Genomic DNA, 18,645 nt, shown 5'->3' on the forward strand with positions numbered 1-18,645 from the left:
TATGGCACACGATACTCATGATATTCACAGATCTAGAGCAGAATACGAATTTGTTAAGAGAAAAAGAGCTACTGAAATGCGCGGGCAATTAACGTCATTCGCAATAATGATCTTCTTGACGTTAATCGCATTCACTCTAGTGGCTGCGGAGTTCTCTCCGTACCTTATTGTGCCGATCCTGTTGCTACTGGCAGCAATTCAAGTAGTGCTTCAGCTTTATCACTTCATGCATATGGGCAACAAAGGGCACGGCATGATGGCTTTCTTCATGTTTAGCGGCATGTTTATTGCTTTCCTGACTGTCCTAGCGATGGTTACAATTGTATGGTGGTAATTCCCCAAAAACTCCGGACACTCAGTGTCCGGAGTTTTTTATATACAAGCAGGAACGGCAAATGTCATGATTCGTTCATTGATATAGCAGTGTTTCCCCTATATAATGAGGTTACTTAAGGAAAAGGAGGTACGGTCTAATGCCAATCAGCATTTTCGGCTTCGAAGCGTTATGGAGCCCCTGGTATTTTGGATTTCTCGTACTCGTCACGCTGCTCTATTTTTTAATTACGGTAAAATGGAGAGAAAAGTTTGCTGATAATGAACCCTTGCAGCCGAAACAAGCGATCTTGTTCGTCTCAGGGATGTTATTGCTATATATCCTGAAAGGTTCTCCTATCGACTTGATGGGGCATATCATCTTTACGATGCACATGGTGCAGATGGCCTTTCTATTGCTTTTGGTGCCCCCACTATTGATCATGGGCATACCAGCTTATATATGGCGGGCGTTCATTGAATTGCCGGTCATCAAGCCGTTGTTCATGTTTTTCACAAAACCTATGCTGGCTTTGCTGTTATTTAGTTTGTTTTTCTCGTTATACCATTTGCCGCTGGTTTTTGACTTCGTAAAGCAAGATGTGCTGATCCATGGAATCGTCAGCAATTTGCTGTTTGTTTCCGCTATCCTTTATTGGTGGCCGATCGTCAATAACCTGGAAGGGATGCATAAATTCCACGGCTTAAAAAAGTTGAGCTATTTGTTTGGACTCAGCGTCTTGATGACGCCTGCTTGTGCGTTGATCATCTTCAGCACCGGCCCGTTTTATGCAACCTACTCGGACGGGGAAGCTTGGCTGCAGGCAATGGCGCTTTGTGTTCCTGCTGGGACATTGGCTCAGCTCAATTTGACGGGTCCTGAATTGTTCACCAATATGTCGACGCTCGAAGATCAAAGAACGGGCGGGATCGTGATGAAAGTCATTCAGGAACTGGTGTTCACCGTGTTCATTTGGCTCGTTTTCCACGAATGGCTTAAAAATGAAACAGCGAATGCAGAAGATATTACCGCAAAAGTTTTGCAAGACCGTAAAGATATGGCGTATCACAGACATAACGGGTAATGACCCAAAAGGAGTTTATTTCAAATGAATTTGCCGCTTTTGCCAACTATCAGCACGATTTTTATCGTCCTTAGCGCCATTCTTGTGGCGATCGGATGGAACTTGATCCGCCAACGCCGTATTGAAGCGCACAAAAAAGTTATGCTCGGTGCGGGAGCTGCTGCGCTGACGTTTTTCATCATCTATGTTTCCCGCACACTGTTTGTGGGGAACACGGCATTCGGCGGTCCCGATGAATTGAAAATCTATTATACGGTTTTCTTGATTTTTCATATTACGCTTGCAACAATCGGTGCAGTGATGGGGCTACTGACCATTTTCTGGGGATTGAAAAACCGCTTGGACAAACATCGGAAAATCGGGCCATATACGAGTGTGGTTTGGTTCTTCACTGCAATTACAGGAGTAATGGTTTACTTGTTGCTTTATGTAATTTATGAAGGCGGGCACACAACCTCGGTTTTCAAAGCAATACTTGGAAACTAAAACAAGTAAAAAAAGCACAGAGCGAATTTGCTCTGTGCTTTTTTTGTATTAGGGAAGCGTTAAAGCTTGAACTCCATTTTGATGATGCCTGCTTCCCGTGCGGAAGTGAAAAGAATGACCAGCAGCGGGCCGACGAAAAAGCCGAGGAATCCGATCAATTGAAGGCCGATAAACATGGCGATCAATGTTGCAAGCGGTGACAGGCCGATCTGTGTACCCATTACTTTCGGTTCGACGGTTCTGCGGATTACCAAAAGGACGAGCGCCAAAATAGCGAGCTGCGTTCCTTGGACAATGTCGCCAACGATAAACTCATAGATAAACCAAGGCGTTAAGACGATGATGGAACCGAGAATCGGGATGAAATCGACAATCCAAATGACGAATGACATCACTAATGCATATTCAGGGGCAATGAATAATAATGCGATAAAGCTCACTGCAAAAATGATGAGGCTGACAAGGAACTGAGCTTTTAAAAATCCGAAGACAACATTGTTCAAGCGTGCGCTCATAAAGCGCACTTTCTCTGCAGTCGATTCCTTCAAGCGGTTAAAAAGCATGCTTCTTAAGTCGATCAAATCCAGCATGAACAAGAACAGGGCAATCAGAAAAACAATAAAGCTGACGAGGAAAGATGGTATACCCGTCAATAAATTAGTGACAGTATCATAATTGACTAATGTTAAGATCCAGTCTCGGGTGCCCTCCGCAAAAGCGATCATTTCCGTTTCGAACGAACTGACCACTTCTACAGGCATTTCAGCTGTCGAGCGGAAAAAGAATTCTTCGACATCTCCCCACATCGTCGATAAGGAATTTGTGTATTCTGGAACCATCTTAGAAAATTGGATAATTTGACCAACTAACTGTGTAATGATCCAATAAACACTTGTCGAGGCGATGACTAGAAATAAAATGAATACGGTTATGACAGCACCTTTTCGTTGCCATTTAAACCTTCTCTGAACGAATTTAACAGACGGTTCGAGAAAGATGGCCGTGAGCAAAGCGATGATCAAAGGGACAGCTATCGGCAGTATGTATATAGAGATAAGAATCAAAACAGCGACGACCAAGATAATGGTTGCCAACTTTTTATTAAACCACTTGCCCACAATTAACCTCCTTCAATGAACTATTCGAAATTAATGCAAAAAAAAAGCGATTGTTTAAAAAAACCGCAGTTCGCTTTGAACTGCGGAAATTTTATGCTTTGATTTCGAACTCGGCTACTTCTTTTTTGACAGCAGCTAAAAGTTCAGCGCATGTTTTCAAAAGGTGATCCGGAAAATGCTCATCTTCGCCGTACTCGACGCCGTGTGGGTAATAATGCTTGCCGATCATCGGTTTCAAGACGCGGACAGTTGCTTCATTAGCATCAATGTCGCCATCAATGGCATAAGCGAAAACGCGCAAGTAGTAAGTGCCTTCACGCACGATGAATTTACGGTCATAAGTGACTCGTTCGTAATCCCATTGACCTTCTTTTTTCAAACCTTGCTGGTTCATAGCGTACTCAAGCAATGTGACATCTACTTCAATGTTCTCTAATCCTGTATTTTCAAAATACATGGAATCTCCTCCTCTATAACAAAAAAAGACTGAATGCTCCTTTAATAATAGATCATATTTAGAGCACATGCAATGGCTAGATTGTGTCAGAATGCAGGCGGCTGTTATAATAAAAAAAACGGGTGTCGGGAGCTGATCGATTGAAGGACTTATTGCGCATCATGATATTTCTCGCCATTGTCCTGATTGGGCTATTTTATTTGGACCCGTCGATCAGTGAAAATGAGTTGCTGGAAGCCCCAAGGAAGGCAGATCCAATGCCGACAGATGACTTGACTGAAAGCGTACTGGATTTGGAACGTCCAGCATCCGGATTGTCTGTCTACATCGGGAAATCTATCGATGACTGGCTGGCGGAGCACGGCAAGCCGGACCGCATCGAACCATCCGCCTATGCTTACGAATGGTGGGTATATGATGCCTCTTATTCCAACTATGTGATGGTCGGCGTCAAGGAGGGGCGTATAGCCCAAGTATTCGCAGCAGGAGAATCGACCAATATAGCTCCTTATGAAATCGGCCAGTCATTAGAGGAATTATACCGTTTCACCATTGTGCAGAATGAAGTGACCGTAAAATACGGAACGAATACGTATACCTTTAACTTGAGCGAGGAAGATATGGACAAGCGCCTTCTCGTTAGCTTTGACGAAGTTTATGCACAATTATATATCGATGCTGAAGACCAGCAATTGGAAGCAGTGCGCTTTATGGATGCGGAGACGCTGATCCGCCACCAGCCGTACGACATTATGTATGCTGGTGATTTGCTCGTGACACCGCGTCCTTCATCTACATTGCAGCGGTCGATCGATGAGGCGAACGCGAAGCAATTGGTCGATTTGACTAATGTCTACCGTGTGCGTCACCAGCGCTCGCCAGTTTCAGAAAACCGTGGAGTCAGCATGCTGTCCAAACAAACGAGCGAAGAAATGGCGCGTATGGAATTCACTTCAGTAGAACTGGAGATCGAAAATTTGGAAGCAAGGCTTCAAGGGGCGGATATTCAATTTGAACAGGCAGCAATCAATACAGCTTCGCGCTATTACGACGCAGCCGAAACGGTTCATGGCTGGTTCAATTCTACAAGCCACCGCGGAACCTTGCTTGGCAGGCAATACAACCAAGTGGGTGTTGGGGTATTTGGGAGATATTACAGCCAAATTTTGCTGAAACAGGATCAAGACAGATATGAAAGCCAATAATCACAAAACCTATGGTGTGTGAACTTTAAAATGAATTCATTTTAAAGTGCAGGTCTTCTTAATGAGAGGACAAACTGTGTATGATTCCGGAAAAAATTCTGATATGATGTAACGGTAGAGGAGGAATGCGCATTGATCATGACTTATGAATGGGTTGTAGTAACTGACTCTGCAGACGAGCTGAGTGAAATGATTCTTCAATCAGAGCAATCGGCGAAGTATCGCGAAGCCTACGACTCTGTCTATAGCGATAAAGTGTTGGCGCGGGAAATTCATGAATTCGCCAGGCTGAAGGAACTCTACGAAGAAGTGCAGCGTTTCGGCAAATATCACCCGGATTACAAACGGGTGATGAAGCAGATTCGTGTAGATAAACGGCAGCTTGATTTGAATGGAAAAGTGGCTACACTCCGTCTTGCAGAAAATGAGTTGCAGGATTTAATAGATCAAGTCAGTTTTATAATCGGCCGATCGGTTTCAGAAGCGGTCAAGATCCCATCAAGCAATCCGTTCTTTTCTTCGGATTCTTCTTGCGGCAGCGGATGTGGCACTGGCGGCAGCTGTTCTTGTTCCGCATAATATAGAAAAAAAGTGCAACCGCGGTTGCACTTTTTTTTATCCCGCTTTTACGGCCAGTAGACCAACGAAAAATCAGTGGGAGATTTTTCATCCCTCACTGATTTTTTTGATTCTTTTTATTTGCGATTTTCCTCAACTGCCGATATTAACTTGATGGCAATATCAGGCCGGCTGGTGATGATGCCTTTTGCTCCCGCAGCAATCAGTTTTTCCATCGCGTCCTTTTCATCGATGACCCAATAATGTACTGGAATGTTCAGGCGTTCAAGAAACGCAATGAAACGAGGCGAGTCGAGCCGGAACACCGAATGCTTTACTGGAAGTTGGAAAACATCTGCCCGTGGAGCATACAGATGGCCAAACTGGCTATTAAACGAGGCAAATGCTTTGCGCACTTCGTTTTCACCAGCACCAAGAGCTACCCGGTTTTGTGCATACAAATTAAAGCGGTCGATCTGTTCATCAAAAAAGCTCGTAACGACGACGCGGTCTTGCGCTTCCAATGATTCGATCAAACGCCAAAGCTTTGAAGGAATTAAGCTGCCTTCGTACGTATCCGGTGCGTCTTTAATGTCGATGTTGATGTGCATTTGTGGAAAATTCTCCAATAAATCACGCAGCAGCACAACTGTCTCGCCTTTGCCCCGGTATGAATGTTCCCCGTTTTCATCAACAAAATGATAACCGAGATCGAGCGCGCGCAATTCGTCAATCGTCATTTCAGCGACGCGGCCCGCCGAATCAGACGTCCGGTCGATAAACTCATCGTGGAAAACGAGGATTTCTTCGTCGTTGGTCATACGGATGTCGATTTCAAATCCATGCGCGCCGAGTTCAGTTGATTTATTGAAAGCCGCCATTGTATGTTCTGGTGCGAGAGAACTGCCGCCCCGGTGAGCAAGCACAATCGGGTGGCCGTAGCTCAAAATCGCTTTTTGCGGACGTATTTGCGGTCCGGTCAAGGCCTTTGATCCGGCCCATGCTGCAGCACCGACTGCGGCGGCTGTAAGTCCGATTTTCGTTTTCTTTCCCATATATGTATAACCCCCTATATTGGTAATATTCACATTATAGCCGAATGGGACTCTTGGTGTCAGTTTATTCGGTTGCAGCTTTTTTTACTCCTATGGTATTCTAGAGTTTAGAAAAGAGGGATAGATATGCATGATCGCCAAGGTCTGATTGTCTATGTGCATCAGCTGAAACAAGCGAAATCGCTGCGGAAGTATGGACATGTCCATTTTATTTCCCGCAAATTAAAATATGTAGTCGTTTATATGGATCAAGACAAAATCGAGAGCACGAAAGAAAAACTATCGAAATTGCCTTATGTGAAAAAAGTGCTGGAATCCCAGCGGCCATTCCTTAAGACTGAGTACGAAAACGCCAAGCCGGATAAAGCGAAAGAATACGATTATAAAATCGGCTTGTGATTATTGCATCGGCGGAATATAGTGGTTGAGCCTGAGAATCGCGATGAGATGGGCAAAATAAAGAGACGGGTCTGCATATTGTGTGGAATTCTTTACGTCCATGCGGATCGGTGTAGCCCCGAGTTGTTCTACGGCTTCTTCGAACAATGCCAGCCGCTTGGAACCATCCGGTATGCCTTCACGGCATAAATAAATCGGCATGAAGTTTCCTTCAATTGCAGGCTGAAATGCAGCGGCGACGGACACCACCGGTTTGTTGTCTTTTGTTTTCGAAACAAAAACAAATCCGTGCATAAAGCGGTCTTTATTGCTCTCCATCAACTGGCGAAGTTCGTAAATATCGCCGTATCCTTCTCCTAGTTCGATAAAACGTTGTATCATATAAGTCACGTCCTTTCCAGAATCCATTCTACCATTCCGGTGGGCAATTGCAGTAATAAAATGACAAAGTAAGAGGCGATAGTATGCGTGTAGTAGCTGGGCAAGCAAAAGGTTTGCCTTTGAAAGCGGTTCCGGGCAAAACGACAAGACCCACGACCGACAAAGTAAAAGAATCCATTTTCAATATGATTGGCCCATTTTTCGATGGCGGTACAGCTATCGATTTATTTGCCGGCAGCGGCGGCTTAGGGATAGAAGCATTGAGCCGTGGCATCGAACATGCCATTTTCACCGATAAAGATAAAAAAGCGATCGATACGATCCAAGCGAATTTACAGAAAACAAAAATGGAAGACCGTGCCGAAGTATACCGTGCGGATGCTGAGCGCGCATTAAAAGCGATGAAGAAAAACGGTGTAACTGCACGCTTGTTGTTTTTGGACCCGCCGTATCATATGGAGAAAGCGTATGAACTGATGGAGCGGGCCGCAGTGATTGGCTTATTGGAAGAGGAAGCAATTGTCGTCTGTGAACATGACCGTGACATTGAACTTCCAGACGAAACAAGCCATTGCAGGCGCTTTAAAAAGGAATTATATGGGAATACAATTATATCAATTTACCGTTACCAAGGGGAAGAGGGAGAACGCATTGACTAAAATTGCAGTAGTACCGGGGAGTTTTGATCCAATTACGATGGGACATTTGGATATCGTCAAACGAGCATCCGCGATTTTCGATGAAGTGAAAGTAGTGGTCATGAACAACTCATCGAAAAATCCTTTGTTTGACGTGAACGAACGAATGGCTTTGATCTCAGAAGTGACCAAAACGATACCAAATGTAACGGTCGATTCTTTTGCCGGTTTATTGATCGATTATGCTGTAGAAGTTGAAGCGAACGCCGTCATTCGGGGGCTGCGTGCCGTATCGGATTTTGAATACGAAATGCAGATTACGTCGATGAACCGCTTTTTGAACGAAGACATCGAAACTTTATTCATGGTGTCGAACAATCAGTACTCGTTCCTTAGCTCAAGCATTGTCAAAGAAGTGGCGAAGTATCATGGCACGATCTCGGGGCTTGTGCCGGATGTGGTGGAAAAAGCGTTAATAGAAAAGTTCAAGTAAGTCACGTGTCACGTGGCTTTTTGTTGTGGTTCGACAGTAAAGGAGAGGATGGCCGATGAAAAATAAGAGACTGTGGTTTTTTGTATTGGTGATGGCGATTGTTGTATTCGCCAGTTCTTATCGGCTGGATGCGTATATTTCCCGTCCGGGAGATGCCTATGAACTTTCTCCGTTCGTTGAAGTGGAAGGCAGAGATGACGACGATGAAGGCACACTTAGTCTGATGACCGTCACGATGTTTAATGCGACACCGGCTTTATATATAATGGCTAAATTCCAGGAAGGCTATAAGGTGCTGGACCCTGAACAGGTAAGAAGCCCGCACGAAAGCGACGAGGAATACAATGTCCGCCAATTAAAGCTCATGTCCGATTCTCAGGTCAATGCGTTGCAAGTGGCGTTCGAGCAGGCAGAGCTGCCTTATGAAGTATCACGCAACGGCGTGTTCATCATGAACGTTTTAGAGGACGGTGCAGCGGCTGGACTGTTGTCTCCGGGTGATCGTTTGCTTGAAATTGATGGGCAAGCATTTGGCACGATGGAAGAGTTTCTGCAGTATTTGAGTACAAAGCAAGTGGGCGACGAAGTGGAGTTGGTGATTGAACGGGAGGAGCGCCAACTCAACCAATCGATTACATTAGCTCCGCTGCCGACAGAGTCGGAGCGGGCAGGAATCGGAATTTCATTTGTGGAAGACCAAGACATTGAAACGACGCCTCAAGTCCTGTTTGACTCGGAAGCGATCGGCGGGCCTTCTGCAGGACTCATGTTCACCCTGGAAATTCTCAATCAATTGCTGGATGAAGACATCACACAAGGCTACGACATAGCAGGGACCGGAACGATGGAGAGTGATGGGACAGTAGGGCGCATCGGTGGAATCGACCAAAAGATCATTGCGGCCGACCGTGCGGAAATCGATATTTTCTTTGCACCGGATGATGCGCCGGAATCCGATCTGCCGAGCAATTACACAGTGGCGCTCGAAACAGCACAAGAGATCGGTACGGATATGGATATCGTGCCGGTGACAGACATCGAGTCGGTACTCGATTACTTATCTGAGCTGGCGCCGAAGTAAATGGGAGGGGTCGTATATTCTTTTTTTAAGGAAGCAGCACCGATTGCTTGAAGATAAAGCATGGAAGCCCGGATATCCAGCTGTCCCATAGGCCCTTTTAAGTCCGCAGCGCGGCTGATGAGGGGGAGCGGGATGGCTTTTTTTTGTGCGTTTAAATAATTGCGTCCGGACTCGGTCATGCCGAGCAGGCGGATGTATTCAGGCTCTCCGACTGCTTGCGATTCTTCCTGTGTATACCCGGTGAAAATATGTGTCAGCATGCGCTGTATGCGTGTACGGGTGAAGCGTTTGCTTTTCACTTGAGTGATGAAGCCTTCAAAGTTTTCTGCACGCTTCGCGGCATCATAAATGAGGTTTTCAATGCCTTCCGTCACATCGGCAAAACGCGCAAGCGCTTTAGGTCCTTCGCGCAAAATGGTGAAGCGCAATAGCGGATAAATTTTTTCCCAGCCGATGAATCCGTGCTGTTCAGCATGAAAACGTTCGAGCAGGCGTATGCTTGTTTCCGGCAGATAAGGCGTCAAGTGCCCGATGTTTTCTCCTTCAAAGAAGGCGTTTCGGATGCCGGTTGCGCTGGCGATGCTGACACCGCGCTCTAAGGGATCGTGGAAGCCGGCGACGATGCGTTGTATTGTCAGGGGCGTCATCGGGCTTCCGAGGGCGTGAGCGGCCTCTATATAATGATAGCCGAGAATATTGTTCGGCTTTGTCAAATCAGCAAAGCCGTCGCGGCCTTCGGTCAGGCTGAGGTAAGCATCGTTCAGCGCTTTCGGGTAGCTGATGCCGGTTTGGATTCTTTCGTGGATGATATTGTCATAAGCTTCCCGGTTTGTGCTCAACAGTTCCAGGCTATTGAGAAATGGGTTGATGTCGCCTTGTTCACTGCCGAAGCAAAAAGAATCGCAGCGCAGTGCGCTTAGCAGCCCGATCGCCCCGCGTGCAAACTCTGCAGCTTGTGCGGTCGCGTAGACATACGGCAATTCGATTACGAGGTCGACACCGCCGTGCAGCGCCATTTCCGTACGCGTCCATTTATCGGTGAATGCCGGTTCACCGCGCTGGAGGAATTGGCCGCTCATGACCGCAACGACTATGTCTGCGCCGGACAATTGTTTCGCTTTTTTGGCATGGTGCAAATGGCCATTATGGAACGGGTTATATTCGACGACGATTCCTGTTGCTTTCAATGTATGGCCTCCTTTTGTTATGATAGCTCTAGTATAGCGGGGAGCGAATTAGAGTGACAAGATTTTTTCTTGACATCGTTTGTTCTACATTATATAATCAACTTTGTTGTCTTGAGGTGATTACTTATGAAAATAGCGATTCAACAGCTACAAAAGTATCGTAAAGACGGGATGCCAATTGACGAGTTTGTTCAGTTGGATGAGGTGAAGTCACGCAATAGCGATATTCGCGCGATATCCCCTGTTCACGTCACAGGACACTGTACGATTGGCTCGCAACAAATGACGTGCATGCTTCATCTTAAAGGGACGCTCATGCTGCCCTGCGCTAGAACTTGGGAAGATGTCGAATTCCCGATCAATATCGACACGGTGGAAATCTTCGACTGGTCTGAAAAAGGACAAGAAGAAGGCGACGATGAATTCGTCCACGCGGTAACTACTGAAGTAATTAATCTTCAGGAGATTTTAGAAGAGTTGATCGCGCTCGAAGTGCCGATTCAGGTATTTAAAGAAGACTCGGAAAAATCCGTCATCAAAGGCGGCAAAGACTGGTCTTATTTGACAGATGAAGAAGATTTAGCGGAGAAGGAACAAGCACAATCAAAACCGGATCCAAGACTGGCTGATTTAGCCAAGTATTTCGATCAGACAGATGAATAGAATCACTGTAAGGAGGTGTCACCAATGGCAGTACCGTTCAGAAGAACATCCAAAACCGCTAAAAGAAAACGCCGTACACATTTTAAATTGTCAGTGCCGGGCATGGTAAATTGCCCAAGCTGTGGCGAAAGTAAATTGGCTCACCATGTCTGCAAAGCATGTGGATCATACAAAGGGAAAGAAGTAGTAGCAAGCAAATAAAACAGTATTTGCTGCAAAAAAGGTTATCTGGAGACCATGGCTCCGGATAACCTTTTTCTCTTGCCTAAAATCAGGTAGAATGGAGCCAGAGGTGATCAAATGGCGTACCGAATCGAAACAAATAATCAAATCATGACGTTCACCATCGACCGTCCGCATATCCGGAACGCTATCAACGGCGAAGTGATGGAAGGTTTGGAAGAGCTGGCTCTTCGTGCTAGCGGGGAAGACATTCGGTTTGTCGTCATTACAGCAACCGGGGATCAAGCCTTCTGTTCAGGCGGGGATCTGTCCGTCTTCCACGAACTGAAAACAGAGCAGCAAGCTTGGCCGATGCTTAACCGGATGGGACAGGCACTTTATGCAATCAAAACGCTGCCGGTGCCGGTCGTGGCTCTCGTCAACGGCACGGCAGTCGGCGGCGGCTGTGAAATTGCCACAGCGTGCGACTACCGGCTCGTCCGCAAGCACGCCAAATGTGGATTTATCCAAGGGACGCTCGCCATCACTAGCGGCTGGGGCGGTGGTACTTACCTTTTTGAAGCCTTACGCCACGATGCGGCATTGAAGATGCTCAGTGATGCGCGCGCTTACTCAGCAGACGAGTTGCTGGCAAACGGCTGGGCGAGCGCCATCATCGAAGAAGACCGGGATGTCGAGCATTTCCTGGCATCGATGAAACGGGTTTTGCCGGAAGTGCACCGAGCCTATAAAGCGATGGCAATCCGCAAATGGCAGGCAACGAATTTAAAAGAGCGGGTCGACCAGGAAATTCGCGAATGTGCTGTGTTATGGGCAGAACAAGCCCACCACGCAGCAGTGGACGGGTTTTTGAACAAAAACAAAAAGTGAGCGCTTATGCGTTCACTTTTTGTTTTGAGAAAAATCCGGTAAGGTGCAACTTTCTAAGTGGTGAGTAGACGGAACATTATGGAAAAATATTTATATGAATAGTTGAAATCGCTTACAAAATTCGTATATGCTAGAGAAGGGAGAAAACATAGGGGGTATTCCATAGATGAAGAAAATCCTGATTGCCAATCGGGGCGAAATTGCACGGCGCATCATCCGCACATGCGACCGCCTCGGCATCGAAACTATCGCGATTCACTCTGAGGCGGACGGGGAACTGCCCTTTGTAAGTGAAGCGACAGAAGCGGCAGCGATCGGTCCAAATCCGGTCGCCCAATCTTATTTACAAGCAGATAAAATTATTGAAGAAGCATTAAATCGAAACGCGCAGGCGATCCATCCGGGCTACGGCTTGTTGAGCGAAAACGCAGATTTTGCGCGCAAAGTGCAAGAAGCAGGACTTATTTTTATTGGCCCGAAACCTGAAGTTATCGACACTATGGGCGACAAGCTTGGCTCTAGACGCACGATGATGGATGCCGGGGTCCCGGTTGTTCCGGGAACTAAAGACGGGGTGCAAGACAGTGCTGCTGCCATTGCAGCAGCACAGGAAATCGGCTACCCGCTCATGTTGAAGGCCAGTGCTGGAGGTGGCGGAATCGGCATGGTGTTGTGTGAAAGTGAGCAAGCGCTCACTCAGCAGTTCGATTCGGTGAAAAACCGGGCGAAAGCGTATTTTGGCGACGACATCGTCTACTTAGAGAAATTCATTGCGAATGCACGCCATATCGAAGTGCAGATTTTCGGGGATGAACACGGCAATATCGTTCATCTGTTCGAGCGCAATTGCTCTGTGCAGCGTCGCAACCAAAAAGTCATAGAAGAATCACCGTCACCGGACTTACCGGAATCCACGAGGCAAAAATTGTGCGAGGCAGCCGTGAAGGCGGGGCGTGCGGTCAACTATACGAATGCGGGAACGGTCGAATTTATTGTCGATGAAAACAATGAATTCTATTTCCTGGAAATGAATACACGCTTACAAGTGGAGCATCCGATTACGGAAGAAGTGACGGGTGTCGACCTTGTCGAATGGCAAGTAAATATCGCACGAGGCGAAGCATTGCCAGCTCAAGATGCCATCAAAACGACCGGGCATTCGATCGAATACCGCATTTACGCAGAAGACCCAAAAACCTTTTTCCCTTCACCAGGAACATTATCCAGCCTGAAGTGGGGAGCGGGTGCCCGCATTGAAACCGGGTACGAGGAAGGCAATAAAGTGACGCCATTTTATGATCCGATGATCGCCAAAGTCATCTTAACAGGCACGTCCCGTGAAGAGGTGCTGGAAAAATCACGGAAGTTCTTTAGCGAAACGGCAATCGAAGGTGTTAAAACCAACTTGCCGCTATTCGACAAATTTATCGAATCCAAACCATTTATTGAAGGAAACTATGCTACAGCGGTTCTAGCTCAGTGGCTTACACAACAAAAGGAGGAAAAAACAGTATGAAACAATTAACAGCAACTATGGCCGGAACGGTCTTGAACATTAGAGTATCGCAAGGGGAGTCCGTATCAGCCGGCCAGATGGTCATGACTTTGGAATCGATGAAAATGGAGATTCCGGTAGAAGCGGAATTCAGTGGACAAGTAGAGAAAGTCAATGTGGAAGTGGGCAGTTTTGTCAACGAAGGGGACACATTGGTGACGCTCGGCGAATAAGGCATTTGAATCCAAAGGGGTGGAAGAAATGACGAAAACGACTGAAACAACAGGATACAATACAAGACTGGAAGAAAAGCTTTCGAAGATTTTCGCAGGCGGCCAGGAGAAATACCATGAAAAACTGAAAGAAAGCAATAAATTGTTCGTCAGAGACCGGCTGAATTTATTGTTTGATGACGGTGATTATATTGAAGACGGGCGTTTCGCCAATGTTGAAGCGGGAGATTTGCCGGCTGATGGGGTTGTGACGGCAATCGGCAAAGTGAACGGCGAGACGGTTTGCGTCATGGCGAACGATTCAACAGTGAAAGCAGGTTCATGGGGTTCGAGGACGGTGGAAAAAATCATCCGCATCCAAGAAACGGCTGAGAAAATGCAAGTGCCGATGCTTTACTTGGTCGACTCTGCAGGAGCCCGCATTACCGATCAATTGGACATGTTCCCGAACCGCCGCGGCGCCGGGCGCATTTTCCATAACCAAGTCCGCATGTCCGGAATGGTGCCGCAAGTATGCCTATTGTTCGGACCATCCGCTGCGGGTGGTGCTTATATCCCGGCATTTTGCGATATCGTCATCATGGTCGAAGGCAACGCTTCGATGTATTTAGGTTCTCCGCGTATGGCGGAAAAAGTCATCGGCGAAAAAGTGACGCTTGAAGAGATGGGCGGCGCCCGCATGCACTGCACCGTTAGCGGCGTCGGCGATGTGCTCGTATCCACTGAAGAAGAAGCGATTGCGGAAGCTCGGCGTTACATGGCGTTCTTGCCGGCAAACTTTGCCGGCAAGCCAGAGAACGTGGAAGCAAAAGTGAAGAAAACCGGGCGCAGCTTGGAAGAAATTATTCCAGAAAACCAAAACGCGCCGTTCGATATGTACGAATTGATTGATCAATTGATCGACGAAGGGAGCTTCTTCGACATCAAAAAGCTTTTTGCACCGGAGTTGATTACCGGCCTCGCGCGTATCGACGGGCAAGCAGTCGGCATCCTCGCCAATCAGCCGAAAGTCAAAGGCGGCGTATTGTTCGGAGATTCTGCGGATAAAGGTGCCAAGTTCATTAACATCTGCGATGCGTTCTCGATTCCGCTGATTTTCCTTGCAGACGTTCCTGGATTCATGATTGGAACGAAAGTTGAACGTGCCGGCATTATCCGCCACGGCGCCAAATTCATTTCGGCGATGAGTACCGCATCGGTGCCGAAAATTTCAGTCGTCGTCAGAAAAGCTTACGGCGCCGGATTGTATGCGATGGCAGGTCCTGCGTTCGAGCCGGATGTCTGCATCGCCTTGCCGACAGCGCAAATTGCTGTCATGGGGCCGGAAGCGGCAGTCAATGCGGTCTATTCGAATAAGATCGAAGCGATCGAAGACCCGAAAGAGCGGCTCGCATATGTTCAGAAAAAACATCAGGAATATAAAGAAGAAATCGATATTTATCGCTTGGCTTCTGAACTGATCGTTGATGAAATCGTTGCTCCGTATGCACTTCGCGATGAATTGTCCAAGCGGCTTTCCATTTATGCCACAAAAGATTTGCCATTGCCTTATCGAAAACATCCAATTGTTCCTGTATAATAAGTTTAGACGTGGAGTCTGCCTCATAAGGCAGGCTTCTTTTTTAGCAAACGCAGCGCTGTTATGCGCGTTTACTAAATACGATTGCTTTAAAAAGGAGGGATTTCCATGGAATTCGCAGTCATTGGCGGGAATGCGCAAGCACTTCTACTTGCGCATCTATTACAAAAAGATGGCGATGTGCAGCTCATCATTACAGACAAAGCACAAGCAAATGCCATTAGCGAGCGAGGGCTTGTATGCGGAAATGACCGTCAAGAAATTCCTGTTTATTCCGATATTGAACAGGTGAATCCGGATGCTTATATATTTATTGCGGCTCATTCAGAACAACTGCCGCCGATTTTGAAATTGCTTAAAATTAGGCGCCCCGGCAATCCGCTCATCTTTGTCCAGCAAGGCATGCTTTATTTGGAAAAAGCGCGCTTGTTGGCGCATCGCCAAATTGCAGCCGGTACGCTCGATACGGATGTCGTCAAAGTCAGCGGACATGAAATCCAGTTTTCCAAACAGCCTATACTCGATATGAGCTTGATCAAAGGTGAGGTGTCCCATTTTGATCCGTTAGTCCACTTGAAGCATGTGCGGGTCAACTGGATGGAGGACCTGGAAGCGCAGCTATTTGAGCGGCTGCTTCGCGACAGCCTCATCAATCCGCTTACGGCGCTCATGCAAATTAAAAAAGGCCGCCTGCTCACTGATCCAAATGCCTATGAACTGTTCCGCAATCTATACAATGAATTGTATTTGGCATTTCCGGAAATCGAGACGCTGCAGCCGATTGAACGAGTAGCCGCTTATTGTGCTTCCCGTCCAGAGGAAATTTCATCGATGCTCGCCGACCGTTTAGCTGGCGACTTGATGGATGTCGATGGGCTGATGCTCTATGTTTTGCAAACTTCGAAATTGGATTTGCCATTATTTAAATCATTTTATCACTTGCTGAAAACGGTGGAGGCTAACTGATGGATTGGCTGAATACGATAGGGAAAATCCTGCTCTACCTTCCATTTCTTATTTTCTTGTTCGTCTACGCCTTGACCCATAAAGCGAAAAAACGTAAAGCACTAGGCATTGCAGCCGATGTGACGACATTTTTATTGTTTTTCTCGATTCCAGCGTCAATAGTTTTGCTGTTCGGCATACAAACACAGCCCACCATCTTTTTGTTTGCCTTACTATTTGCGATTTTCTTGTTGATTCGGGAATGGAAGACTACGAAAGAAATTGAAATCATCAAGTTTTTCCGTAAGCTCTGGCGCATTTATTTTTTGGCGCTTGCAGCGATTTATGCAATCACCTGGCTGTTAGGTACGGCTTTTTTAATGATTCAAACATTTCGCTAAGCGGATTTTTTCTCAAGTTATCCTCCTTTTGTTATAGTAGTCTTTGAATGTAAAGCGAAAAGGGGATTTAACTTCATGAGATTAGAAGAGAAATACATACCGCCATCCTCTCAATTGATGGCTGATTATACAAATGAGGATCAAAGCATCCTTCAATATTTTTCCTATGGACCTTCTTTGGAACAAGCGCGAAAACGCTTGCAATCGCTTGCGGACCATCCGGTTGACCGCAAAAAAGTAAGCGGCATACTGGAAAGCTATATGAAAGATTTCGGATTGTCTGAGGCAGCGCGCAAAAACCTGTGTCATTTTGAAGAAGGCGCGCCAGTGGTTGTGACCGGCCAACAGGCGGGTTTGCTTACAGGTCCTTTGTATACTGTACATAAAGCGATTTCAACGATTTTGCTGGCCAGACAAGCGGCAGAAGAACTCGGAGCTCCGGTTGTGCCGCTTTTTTGGATCGCTGGGGAAGATCATGATCTTGCTGAAATCGCGCATGTTTACCGGGAAACCAATGGGCGAATAGAGAAACTCAACTATCCGCATGCGAAATTCGGCAAAAGCGCCGCTTCGCAGACACCGCTGAATTATGAGGAAGTCGCAGCATTCATCGAAGAATATTTCCGCAGCTTGCCTGAAACCTCGCATACGAAACACGTCCATAGCCTGGTATTTCGCCACCTTCGCGAAGCCAAGACATTTACAGGTTTTTTTGCAGCATTGCTAAATCACTTTTTCCAACAAGAAGGCCTGCTTTTTATTGACGCGGCCGACAAGCAATTGCGCACATATGAATCGCAATTCTTTTGTCGAATGATCGACAACAGCAAAGCAATTGCCGAAGCGGTCATGGAGGCGGAAAGTTCGCTACAAGCGATCGGATATACCGCCGGAATCGACGCCAAAAAAGATGCGGCGCATTTGTTCCTGACGATCAAAGGCGAACGCTTGTTATTGGAGCGGGACAATGCCGGATTTATCGTGAAAAATACAGCAGTGCGTTATACAGAGCAAGAGCTGATGGAGATTGCGCGGCACGAACCGGAGCGCTTGAGCAATAACGTCGTCACCCGTCCGTTGATGCAGGATTTGGTATTTCCTGTTTTAGCCTTTGTCGGAGGCCCTGGAGAAATCGCTTACTGGGCTGCTTTGAAAGGTGCATTCGAATTGATGGACATGGAAATGCCGATTGTCATGCCGCGGCTCAGCGTCAGTTTGATCGATCGCCGGACAGCGGCACTCCTTGAAAAGCACCAGCTGAGTTTTGAAGACGTCGTGGTCGAGCGGAAAATTCCACAGCTGCGCAACGAATTGTTGGAGTCGATTCGGGATGTCGAGACTGAATCGAAAATCGGCGCAATCCAACAAGATCTTACAGTGGAATACGATGAATTGATGGAGCGCTTTACATCCGTCAGTGCCGGGCTCAAGCCGCTCGTGGAGAAAAATTTACGCATTCATTTGGATCAACTGACCTTCTTGAAGAACAAGCTCCAAGATGAAGTCGCGATCCAGAACAGTACGCAGTTCAATCAACTCGCGGCAATCGAAAATGCGCTGCTGCCGGAATCCGGATGGCAAGAGCGGATTTACAACCCGATTCCTTATTTAAATCAATATGGTGTAGAATTGGTGGAAGACTTGCTTGACTTGCCGATGAACTATAATAAAACACATAAAATCGTCATTCTTTAAATTGGAAAAGCCTGCATATGCAGGCTTCTTTTTTGTGAAGTAAACTACTTGAGATGAAATGCTGTAACAATAGTGAAATATTTCAAAAACAAGTGGTGGCATGTGGGGGAATGTGGTACATTAATT

Annotated in this window: 23 protein-coding genes; 18 read left to right on the top strand and 5 right to left on the bottom strand. The window is 46.6% G+C overall.

The window, feature by feature from the left end; genetic code table 11:
* The first annotated feature begins 1 nt into the window (after position 1).
* From ctaF to J7E21_RS03360, 3 genes are all read left to right on the top strand, one after another.
* Positions 2 to 334, top strand: coding sequence for a cytochrome c oxidase subunit IVB (ctaF, locus tag J7E21_RS03350; RefSeq protein ID WP_215104719.1), 333 nt, complete (start codon positions 2 to 4; stop codon positions 332 to 334).
* A 139-nt stretch (positions 335 to 473) separates the two neighbouring features.
* On the top strand, positions 474 to 1,397 hold the full coding sequence (ctaG, locus tag J7E21_RS03355) for a cytochrome c oxidase assembly factor CtaG (protein WP_215104721.1): 924 nt from the start codon (positions 474 to 476) through the stop codon (positions 1,395 to 1,397).
* Between the two features lie 24 nt (positions 1,398 to 1,421).
* Positions 1,422 to 1,883, top strand: a complete 462-nt coding sequence (locus J7E21_RS03360) for a DUF420 domain-containing protein (protein ID WP_215104723.1) — start codon at positions 1,422 to 1,424, stop codon at positions 1,881 to 1,883.
* 59 nt (positions 1,884 to 1,942) lie between these two features.
* Here J7E21_RS03360 and ytvI read toward each other — a convergent pair whose 3' ends face one another.
* Entirely contained in the window at positions 1,943 to 3,001 is a 1,059-nt protein-coding gene (gene ytvI / locus J7E21_RS03365; RefSeq protein ID WP_215104725.1) for a sporulation integral membrane protein YtvI, read from the bottom strand.
* Positions 3,002 to 3,092: 91 nt separating this feature from the next.
* Positions 3,093 to 3,458, bottom strand: a complete 366-nt coding sequence (locus J7E21_RS03370) for a YugN family protein (protein ID WP_215104727.1) — start codon at positions 3,456 to 3,458, stop codon at positions 3,093 to 3,095.
* Positions 3,459 to 3,598: 140 nt separating this feature from the next.
* On the opposite strand from J7E21_RS03370, the gene J7E21_RS03375 reads away from it, so the two are divergent.
* Together J7E21_RS03375 and J7E21_RS03380 are read left to right on the top strand one after the other, a co-directional pair.
* The gene (locus J7E21_RS03375; RefSeq protein WP_215104729.1) at positions 3,599 to 4,663 is read left to right on the top strand and encodes a CAP domain-containing protein; all 1,065 of its coding nucleotides are present in this window, start codon (positions 3,599 to 3,601) and stop codon (positions 4,661 to 4,663) included.
* A 132-nt stretch (positions 4,664 to 4,795) separates the two neighbouring features.
* A complete protein-coding gene (locus J7E21_RS03380) occupies positions 4,796 to 5,242 on the top strand; it encodes a YlbF/YmcA family competence regulator (RefSeq protein ID WP_285228724.1) in 447 nt (148 codons plus the stop codon).
* A 116-nt stretch (positions 5,243 to 5,358) separates the two neighbouring features.
* Here the strand turns inward: J7E21_RS03380 and J7E21_RS03385 are convergent, their stop codons facing one another.
* Positions 5,359 to 6,276: a glycerophosphodiester phosphodiesterase family protein gene (locus tag J7E21_RS03385; RefSeq protein WP_215104731.1), complete on the bottom strand. Its 918-nt coding sequence runs from the start codon at positions 6,274 to 6,276 to the stop codon at positions 5,359 to 5,361.
* A gap of 126 nt (positions 6,277 to 6,402) precedes the next feature.
* Here J7E21_RS03385 and J7E21_RS03390 point away from each other — a divergent pair, with 126 nt between their 5' ends.
* Positions 6,403 to 6,675 (top strand): YlbG family protein, encoded by a 273-nt coding sequence (locus J7E21_RS03390; protein WP_215104733.1) that lies wholly within the window; start codon positions 6,403 to 6,405, stop codon positions 6,673 to 6,675.
* On the opposite strand, the gene J7E21_RS03395 is transcribed toward J7E21_RS03390, so the two are convergent.
* Positions 6,676 to 7,056, bottom strand: coding sequence for a DUF7147 family protein (locus J7E21_RS03395; protein WP_215104735.1), 381 nt, complete (start codon positions 7,054 to 7,056; stop codon positions 6,676 to 6,678).
* A gap of 83 nt (positions 7,057 to 7,139) precedes the next feature.
* Between J7E21_RS03395 and rsmD the strand changes: the two genes are divergently transcribed.
* From rsmD to J7E21_RS03410, 3 genes are read left to right on the top strand one after another with little or no spacing between them, the layout of a single operon-like run.
* Entirely contained in the window at positions 7,140 to 7,715 is a 576-nt protein-coding gene (gene rsmD / locus J7E21_RS03400; RefSeq protein WP_215104737.1) for a 16S rRNA (guanine(966)-N(2))-methyltransferase RsmD, read from the top strand.
* Positions 7,708 to 8,187: a pantetheine-phosphate adenylyltransferase gene (gene coaD / locus J7E21_RS03405; protein WP_215104739.1), complete on the top strand. Its 480-nt coding sequence runs from the start codon at positions 7,708 to 7,710 to the stop codon at positions 8,185 to 8,187. Before rsmD ends, coaD begins: the two co-directional genes overlap by 8 nt.
* 55 nt (positions 8,188 to 8,242) lie before the next feature.
* Positions 8,243 to 9,268 (top strand): SepM family pheromone-processing serine protease, encoded by a 1,026-nt coding sequence (locus J7E21_RS03410; protein ID WP_215104741.1) that lies wholly within the window; start codon positions 8,243 to 8,245, stop codon positions 9,266 to 9,268.
* Here the strand turns inward: J7E21_RS03410 and J7E21_RS03415 are convergent.
* The gene (locus tag J7E21_RS03415) at positions 9,241 to 10,455 is read right to left on the bottom strand and encodes a nucleotidyltransferase (protein WP_215104743.1); all 1,215 of its coding nucleotides are present in this window, start codon (positions 10,453 to 10,455) and stop codon (positions 9,241 to 9,243) included. The genes J7E21_RS03410 and J7E21_RS03415 overlap by 28 nt on opposite strands.
* Positions 10,456 to 10,581: 126 nt before the next feature.
* Here J7E21_RS03415 and J7E21_RS03420 point away from each other — a divergent pair, with 126 nt between their 5' ends.
* The 9 genes from J7E21_RS03420 to bshC all read left to right on the top strand — a co-directional run bounded on the left by J7E21_RS03420 (position 10,582) and on the right by bshC (position 18,519).
* The gene (locus J7E21_RS03420) at positions 10,582 to 11,118 is read left to right on the top strand and encodes a YceD family protein (RefSeq protein WP_215104745.1); all 537 of its coding nucleotides are present in this window, start codon (positions 10,582 to 10,584) and stop codon (positions 11,116 to 11,118) included.
* Between the two features lie 24 nt (positions 11,119 to 11,142).
* Positions 11,143 to 11,319: a 50S ribosomal protein L32 gene (gene rpmF / locus J7E21_RS03425; RefSeq protein WP_215104747.1), complete on the top strand. Its 177-nt coding sequence runs from the start codon at positions 11,143 to 11,145 to the stop codon at positions 11,317 to 11,319.
* Between the two features lie 99 nt (positions 11,320 to 11,418).
* Positions 11,419 to 12,171 carry an enoyl-CoA hydratase/isomerase family protein gene (locus J7E21_RS03430; RefSeq protein WP_215104749.1) on the top strand — a complete coding sequence of 251 codons (753 nt, stop codon included), beginning with the start codon at positions 11,419 to 11,421 and terminating at the stop codon, positions 12,169 to 12,171.
* Between the two features lie 166 nt (positions 12,172 to 12,337).
* The gene (locus J7E21_RS03435) at positions 12,338 to 13,687 is read left to right on the top strand and encodes an acetyl-CoA carboxylase biotin carboxylase subunit (RefSeq protein ID WP_215104751.1); all 1,350 of its coding nucleotides are present in this window, start codon (positions 12,338 to 12,340) and stop codon (positions 13,685 to 13,687) included.
* Positions 13,684 to 13,899: an acyl-CoA carboxylase biotin carboxyl carrier protein subunit gene (locus tag J7E21_RS03440; protein ID WP_215104753.1), complete on the top strand. Its 216-nt coding sequence runs from the start codon at positions 13,684 to 13,686 to the stop codon at positions 13,897 to 13,899. Before J7E21_RS03435 ends, J7E21_RS03440 begins: the two co-directional genes overlap by 4 nt.
* Before the next feature lie 28 nt (positions 13,900 to 13,927).
* Complete coding sequence (locus J7E21_RS03445) at positions 13,928 to 15,478, top strand: acyl-CoA carboxylase subunit beta (protein ID WP_215104755.1); 1,551 nt, start codon at positions 13,928 to 13,930, stop codon at positions 15,476 to 15,478.
* A 108-nt stretch (positions 15,479 to 15,586) separates the two neighbouring features.
* The gene (locus J7E21_RS03450) at positions 15,587 to 16,444 is read left to right on the top strand and encodes a ketopantoate reductase family protein (RefSeq protein WP_215104757.1); all 858 of its coding nucleotides are present in this window, start codon (positions 15,587 to 15,589) and stop codon (positions 16,442 to 16,444) included.
* A complete protein-coding gene (locus J7E21_RS03455) occupies positions 16,444 to 16,824 on the top strand; it encodes a DUF3397 family protein (protein ID WP_215104760.1) in 381 nt (126 codons plus the stop codon). The genes J7E21_RS03450 and J7E21_RS03455 overlap by 1 nt, the downstream gene beginning before the upstream one ends.
* Before the next feature lie 75 nt (positions 16,825 to 16,899).
* On the top strand, positions 16,900 to 18,519 hold the full coding sequence (bshC, locus tag J7E21_RS03460; protein ID WP_215104762.1) for a bacillithiol biosynthesis cysteine-adding enzyme BshC: 1,620 nt from the start codon (positions 16,900 to 16,902) through the stop codon (positions 18,517 to 18,519).
* Positions 18,520 to 18,645 lie beyond the last annotated feature (126 nt).

It is taken from the genome of Planococcus sp. ISL-109 (assembly GCF_018613655.1).
GTDB lineage: Bacteria > Bacillota > Bacilli > Bacillales_A > Planococcaceae > Planococcus.